9 protein-coding genes are annotated in these 5,999 nt (G+C 65.4%); 3 read left to right on the plus strand and 6 right to left on the minus strand.

What is annotated here, in order from left to right:
• Positions 1–657: hypothetical protein (locus AC5RUJ_RS09595; RefSeq protein ID WP_494155799.1), on the minus strand; the 657-nt coding region annotated here is incomplete at its 3' end.
• Between the two features lie 156 nt (positions 658–813).
• Complete coding sequence (locus AC5RUJ_RS09600) at positions 814–1,020, minus strand: cold-shock protein (protein ID WP_127512299.1); 207 nt, start codon at positions 1,018–1,020, stop codon at positions 814–816.
• A gap of 303 nt (positions 1,021–1,323) precedes the next feature.
• On the opposite strand from AC5RUJ_RS09600, the gene AC5RUJ_RS09605 reads away from it, so the two are divergent.
• Positions 1,324–2,427 carry a fatty acid desaturase family protein gene (locus AC5RUJ_RS09605; RefSeq protein WP_494074649.1) on the plus strand — a complete coding sequence of 368 codons (1,104 nt, stop codon included), beginning with the start codon at positions 1,324–1,326 and terminating at the stop codon, positions 2,425–2,427.
• Between the two features lie 58 nt (positions 2,428–2,485).
• On the opposite strand, the gene AC5RUJ_RS09610 is transcribed toward AC5RUJ_RS09605, so the two are convergent.
• The 4 genes from AC5RUJ_RS09610 to AC5RUJ_RS09625 all read right to left on the minus strand — a co-directional run bounded on the left by AC5RUJ_RS09610 (position 2,486) and on the right by AC5RUJ_RS09625 (position 4,704).
• Positions 2,486–3,316: an aldo/keto reductase gene (locus AC5RUJ_RS09610; protein WP_494024179.1), complete on the minus strand. Its 831-nt coding sequence runs from the start codon at positions 3,314–3,316 to the stop codon at positions 2,486–2,488.
• A 32-nt stretch (positions 3,317–3,348) separates the two neighbouring features.
• On the minus strand, positions 3,349–3,780 hold the full coding sequence (locus AC5RUJ_RS09615) for a hotdog fold thioesterase (protein ID WP_494013685.1): 432 nt from the start codon (positions 3,778–3,780) through the stop codon (positions 3,349–3,351).
• A gap of 113 nt (positions 3,781–3,893) precedes the next feature.
• On the minus strand, positions 3,894–4,187 hold the full coding sequence (locus AC5RUJ_RS09620) for a DUF503 domain-containing protein (RefSeq protein WP_494000918.1): 294 nt from the start codon (positions 4,185–4,187) through the stop codon (positions 3,894–3,896).
• Positions 4,188–4,197: 10 nt separating this feature from the next.
• Positions 4,198–4,704 carry a MarR family winged helix-turn-helix transcriptional regulator gene (locus tag AC5RUJ_RS09625; protein ID WP_494127597.1) on the minus strand — a complete coding sequence of 169 codons (507 nt, stop codon included), beginning with the start codon at positions 4,702–4,704 and terminating at the stop codon, positions 4,198–4,200.
• 91 nt (positions 4,705–4,795) lie between these two features.
• On the opposite strand from AC5RUJ_RS09625, the gene AC5RUJ_RS09630 reads away from it, so the two are divergent.
• Positions 4,796–5,446, plus strand: a complete 651-nt coding sequence (locus tag AC5RUJ_RS09630) for an NADPH-dependent F420 reductase (RefSeq protein ID WP_494024180.1) — start codon at positions 4,796–4,798, stop codon at positions 5,444–5,446.
• 29 nt (positions 5,447–5,475) lie between these two features.
• The coding region (locus tag AC5RUJ_RS09635; protein ID WP_494155800.1) for an LLM class flavin-dependent oxidoreductase at positions 5,476–5,999 on the plus strand (524 nt) is incomplete at its 3' end.

The following is a 5,999-nucleotide window of genomic DNA, read 5'->3' on the forward strand; positions in this document are numbered from 1 at the left end:
GTTATGAGGTGGGATTTTCGGATCTGGGGGGTGGGGCGGGACGGCGGGGCTGCGCCCGTCGCGGACACCGCGGTAGGCCGAGGACCATGCGTGCAGCGCCTCGATCTCCCGGGACAAATGCCGGCCGGCCAGTTCCAGCTGTTCGGCGTCGGCAGAGTACCCGGCTTCCACCAGGTGTTGCCGCAGTTGGCCCGACAGCCGGGTGAGTTGTTCGGTCCGCCCGCCCAGGCTGGCGGCGAGGGAGCGTTTGACCTCCGGGACCGGCTCGCCTTCCGCCAACTTCAGCTGTTCGTCCAGGGACCGGGAAGCCGTTTCAAGCCTGGCGGCCACCAGCGGCAGCTCCCCGACGGGGCGGCCCTCCGCCCGGGCGGAGGCGAGTGTCCGTTCCGTCGCTTCCGCCGAGCGCTGCAATCCGAGCCGCTGGCGGGCCAGGCGGCGGCCGGCGGCGTCCTTGCTGAAACTGCGGACGGTGAGCGACCCCCGGCGCAGCCCGTTCCGCAACCGGCGGGAGCGCCGGATCCTGCGGATCACCAGCCAAACGGTCACCGCCGCGGCCGTCCCGACGCACAGCACGGCGATGCCGGTGAACATCAGGATTTGCATGACCATGTCGGCCAAAAAGGTTCCGGTACTGGCGGGCACTGGTGTCAAGGGCATGCCTCAAGTTTGCCCCCGGATGAGCGATTCCTGCCAGTGGGAGTGAATTGCCGGGCAAAACGGCGGGGCAAAACAGCCGGGCACAACAATGGAGCCGGTTCCCGTACGGGAACCGGCTCCATTGGAAAAGACTAGAGCGGCGTTGCCGCTGCCGTCTTAGAGGCCGCGGATGTTGGCAGCCTGCAGGCCCTTGGGGCCCTGCACGGTTTCGAATTCGACCTTCTGGTCTTCACGCAGTTCGCGGTATCCGCCACTGTTCTCGATAGCCGAGTAGTGAGCGAAGACGTCGGCCGAGCCGTCGTCCGGAGCGATGAAGCCGAAGCCCTTTTCAGAGTTAAACCACTTGACGGTTCCAGTTGCCATTTTGTACTCCTCCGAGTATTTACACGGCCCGCGGACTTCACGGGTCGCTTGCAGCGGTGTTTTTCGTCCGCCGTTCAGAGAAGCACAAACCCTTCGGTGAAGGGCCTGTTGCTCAAAATCAAATGCGCAACACAACAACTACAAAAATTACTGTACAGGACTTTGGCCGGGAATCCGAACGGCGCTACCACGGCACCCCCTGTTCAGGGCGCGTTCAGGTTGTTATCGTAAAGTGATCTTCATCTACGGGGCATTCGCCCTATTCCGCGGCTGGGAAGTCGGACCCGAACCACTGAAGGCTGCATGAGCATATCTGTATCTCCACCGACAACTTCTACCCGTAGCAAGCGCGGTTCTTCCGCCGCCAGCGGCTACTCCCAGCTGTTGAGCACCGTGCGGGATGCAGGTCTGCTGCGAAAGCGCAGGGGGTTCTACATCAGCCTCTTTGTTGCACTGGCGCTGGGGCTGGCGGGCGCGGTCACCGGATTCGTACTGCTTGGCGACAGCTGGTTCCAGCTGTTGATTGCCGGCGCACTGGGCATCCTGTTCACGCAGTTGGCGTTCCTGGCCCATGAGGCCGCCCACCGGCAGGTCTTCGAAACCGGTCCGGCCAACGACCGCGCCGGAAGGTTCCTGGCCAACGCCGTCGTGGGCATCAGCTATCAGTGGTGGATGAACAAACACACCCGGCACCACGGCAACCCGAACACCATCGGGAAAGACCCGGACATCGAGCAGGACACCGTCTCCTTCCTGCCCGAACAAGCTGCCGAACGCCGCGGCCTGATGGCCTGGTTCACCCGCCGGCAGGGCTACCTGTTCTTCCCGCTGCTGATGCTCGAGGGCATCAACCTGCACGCCACCTCCATCAGGTCGCTGTTTGCACGCGGCCCCGTCAAGGGCCGCAAGAGGGAAATTTCCGTGCTGTTCGCGCGGCTCACTCTTTATATCGCGGCCATCTTCTTCTTCCTCCCGCCGGGCATCGCGTTCGCGTTCCTCGGAGTGCAGCTGGCCGTCTTCGGGGTCTACATGGGTGCGTCCTTCGCGCCGAACCACAAGGGCATGCCGCTGATCCCCAAGGACTCGAAGGTGGACTTCCTCAGCCGCCAGGTCCTGACCAGCCGCAACATCGTTGGCCGCACCCCCGGGGGAAGCGGCGCCATCAATGCGCTTATGGGCGGGCTCAACTACCAGGTGGAGCACCACCTGTTCCCGAGCATGCCGCGGCCCAACCTGGCCAAGGCCGCCCGGATCGTGCGCGAATACTGCGCCAGCCACAGCATCCCGTACACCGAAACGTCGCTGCCCAAGTCCTACGGCATCGTGGTCCGGTACCTGAACAAGGTTGGCCTGTCGGCGCGGGACCCGTTCGACTGCCCGATGGTGGCCGAGTACCGCCGGCTCTAGCGCTCAGCAGGTTCCCTACAGTTGCCGGTGTCCAACGCGGACACCGGCAACCGTCGTTCTAGAGCTGCGTGAAGGCGGCCGTGGCCGGGTCCGCGCCGATGCGACCGCCGGCGTCAAGCGCCGTGATCGCGGCCAGGTCCTCCGCATCGAGCGTGAGCCGTGCCGCGGTCAGGTTTTTCGCTATCCGGCCCGGGTTGGCGGACTTGGGGATCACGATGTTGCCGTTGGCCAGATGCCAGGCGAGCACCACTTGGGCCGGAGTCGCCAGATACTTTGCCGCGATGGCGGTGACCGTCCGGCTCTCCAAATCGGCGCCCTGGCCCAGAGGGCTGTAGGCCTCGACGGCGATGCCGTGCCGGCGGCTGAGCGCCGCCACTTCGCGCTGCTGGAAGGTCGGGTGGATCTCGATCTGGTTGACCGCCGGCACCATGCCTCCGGCGGCCAGCAGGGTCTGTAGATGCTCGGACAGGAAGTTGGAGACGCCGATGGCCCGGCTGAGGCCTTCGGCGTAGAGTTCTTCGAGCGCCTGCCACGCCTGCACGTACAGGTTCTGCGAGGGCACCGGCCAGTGGATCAAGTACAGGTCCACGAAGTCCAAGCCGAGTTCGCGCAGGCTGTTATCAAAAGCCCGGCGGGCGTCGGCCTGTTCGCCGTTGCGGAGCTTGGTGGTGATGAACAGTTCCTCGCGCGGGATCCCGCTGGATCTGATCGCCGCGCCCACGCCGGACTCGTTGCGGTAGGCGGCGGCGGTGTCGATGTGGCGGTAACCGGCCTCCAGCGCAGCTTCAACGGCCCGCTGCGTTTCAGCCGGTGGCACTTTGAAAACGCCGAAGCCCAACTGCGGGATGCTGACGCCGTTATTGAGATCGATCGCGGGCACTACGGCCATCGGGAATACTCCTTCGGTGCAGGGGGGCGGAACTACTTCTTCGGGACCAGCACGCCGTAGACGCGCATCTCGGCCAGATGCTGGCCGTCATGGTCGTGAATGGAGATATCCACGATGTTGTTGCGGCCATAGCGGGTGCGTTCGACGCCGGTGGCCACCAGGCGGGCTTCGGCCGCGCCGGGCGCGATGTACGTTATTTCCGCCTGGCGGGAGACCGACGGCCGGCCCAGCGACTCGCAAACGAACGCGAAGCACGTATCGCCGAGCGTAAACAGGTAGCCGCCGTGCAGGATGTGGTGACCGTTCAGCATGTAGTCCTGGACGCCCATGGACATCACTACACGGCCTTCTTCGGCCTCCAGCACCTCGATGCCAAGGTGCTGCGACGCCTTGTCTGAGGCATAGCGGTGGCGGACAAGCTCCTCGACGGTGGAAAACTGCTCGTCGGTGGCGGGGGTAGTCAACAGAGCCTCCGGATGTGGCACGGATCATGGGCGTGACCAACGCTACCAATATCCACACCGGTCGATGCTCATCGGCGGGCTGCAAAACCGGTTTGCAGCGGCGCGGGGCGGGCTCAGTCGTCGCTGGAGTGTATTTTCCGCCGCGTGCTGAGCAGGTCCACGCCGGGGCGGTAGGCAATGTAGTTCTCGGCCGTGTCCAGCACCTGGACCACATGGGCCCGGTCGCCGCCTACCAGCCCGATGCCCAGTTCGGCCCGCCGGTAGAGGTTCTGTTGGCCGACTTCCGCCACTGAGACATCGAACCGCTTCCGGACCTCGGCGATGATCGGCCGCAGCACGGATCGCTTTTCCTTGAGCGAATGCACGTCGCCCAGGAGCAGGTCGAACTCAATCCAGCCGATCCACATGCTGACGAGTCTAGGGCAGGTGGTCCATCGCCTCACACGGGCTGGAGTTCGGCTGCGCGCGGTGGATTCCCATGGCCAACACCTCGACCAGGGCGGAAAGCGTGCGCACGTCCTCCGGCGACAGGCCGGAGAGCAGGTCCTGCTCGGCACGTGCGACGCGGACCTCGAGCTCCGAGAGTGCGGCGCGTCCCTGCGCGGTGGGAACAATTTTCCGTGCACGCCGGTCGTTCGCGGCGGGGACGCGCTCCACCAGCCGGGCGGCCACGAGCTTGTCGAGGATGTAGGTCAGGACAGTGCGGTCGATCGCCAAGTGCGACCCGAGGGCCTGTTGGTTCGGCGGGTCCCGATGAACGACGGCGGAGAGGATTTGGTAGCCGCGGATGCCTTCCGGCATGCCGGTGACGGCCTCCTCGAATTTTGACTGGTACCCGCGCAGGACCATGCCGAGGTTCCAGCCGAAGTCGCCGGGAACCGGGCCGTGCGTCCTGTCCGCTGTGGCGGCTCGTTCTCCTGTCATGACTCTCATGATAACGAATCATGCGAAGTTGCACAGATAATCTGTAGTGAATATAGTCTGTCGGACAGCATATTTGCAGACTGGAGTTGGAATGAAGCGTGGCACCGTTGGCATCCTGGGGGCTGGCCGGGTGGGCACCGCCGTCGCGCGACAGGCGCTCACAGCCGGCTACCGGGTGAAGATCGCGACGTCCAAGCCGGCCGCAGAGATCGCCTTGCTGACCGAAATCATCACGCCGGGGGCGGAGCCGGTCGACGCCGCGGAAGTGGGGGAGGCGGACCTGGTTCTCGCCGCGATCCCGCTGCACCGTTACCGCACGCTGGATCCGGGCCGGTTGGCCGGCAAGACCGTGATCGATGCGATGAACTACTGGGCACCGACCGACGGCGTGATCAGCGATTTCGAGAACGACCCGCGCGGCAGCAGCGAGGTCGTTCAGGATTTCCTGGCGGGCGCGCGACTGGTGAAAACCCTGAACCACATCGGGTACCGGGAACTCGAAGAGGAGGGCCGCGATCCGGGTTCCGCCGGCCGCCGAGCCTTGGCTCTTGCCGGCGATCACGACGACGCCAAATCCCTGGTCGCGGCCTTCATCGATCGCCTGGGTTACGACCCGGTCGATGCCGGCCCGCTCTCGGCCGGCCGCGCCTTCCAGCCGGGGACCCGCATTTTCAACGCCGCCCATGCCGCCGACGAGCTCCGCGGCCTCTTGGCGGAGGCCACCGAACCGGCGTGTCGATGACGGCATCAACAGGCAGAACAGGACAAGACATGGAAATCGGTGCCTACAGCTTCGGCGACACGCAACTCAATCCGGACGGCAGCCAGCGGGAGACGTCGGAGGCCATCCGTAACCTCTTTGAGGCGATCCTCCACGCCGACACGGTTGGCTTGGATTACTTCGGGATCGGCGAGCACCACACCACCAGCATGCCCGCGTCCTCGCCGGGCGCGATCGTCGCCGCGGCCGCGGCCGCCACGCAGCAGATCCGGCTCGGGAGCGCCGCCAGCATCATCTCCACGGACGACCCCGTTCGCGTGTTCCAGCAGTTCTCCACGGCGGACGCGATTTCCGGGGGCGGCCGCGTCGAGATCACCGCGGGCCGCGGTTCCTCGGTGGAAACATTTCCGCTGTTCGGCTACGACCTGGGCGACTACGACGAGTTATATGCGCAGAAGCTGGATCTGCTGATGGCCATCAACAACAGCCGCGCCCCAGAAGTGACGTGGAGCGGATCCCGGCGGCCGCCCATCGCGGACCTGGCCGTCGTGCCGCGCCCTGCCGCCGGGCCGCT

The organism is Arthrobacter sp. Y3223164 (assembly GCF_059091005.1).

Bases quoted from the DNA above. Each gene is read 5' to 3' on its own strand.
- AC5RUJ_RS09600 (WP_127512299.1), bottom strand. From the start codon at position 1,020: ATGGCAACTGGAACCGTCAAGTGGTTTAACTCTGAAAAGGGCTTCGGC.
- AC5RUJ_RS09610 (WP_494024179.1), bottom strand. From the start codon at position 3,316: ATGGCCGTAGTGCCCGCGATCGATCTCAATAACGGCGTCAGCATCCCG.
- AC5RUJ_RS09630 (WP_494024180.1), top strand. From the start codon at position 4,796: ATGAAGCGTGGCACCGTTGGCATCCTGGGGGCTGGCCGGGTGGGCACC.
- AC5RUJ_RS09620 (WP_494000918.1), bottom strand. From the start codon at position 4,187: ATGTGGATCGGCTGGATTGAGTTCGACCTGCTCCTGGGCGACGTGCAT.
- AC5RUJ_RS09625 (WP_494127597.1), bottom strand. From the start codon at position 4,704: ATGACAGGAGAACGAGCCGCCACAGCGGACAGGACGCACGGCCCGGTT.
- AC5RUJ_RS09605 (WP_494074649.1), top strand. From the start codon at position 1,324: ATGAGCATATCTGTATCTCCACCGACAACTTCTACCCGTAGCAAGCGC.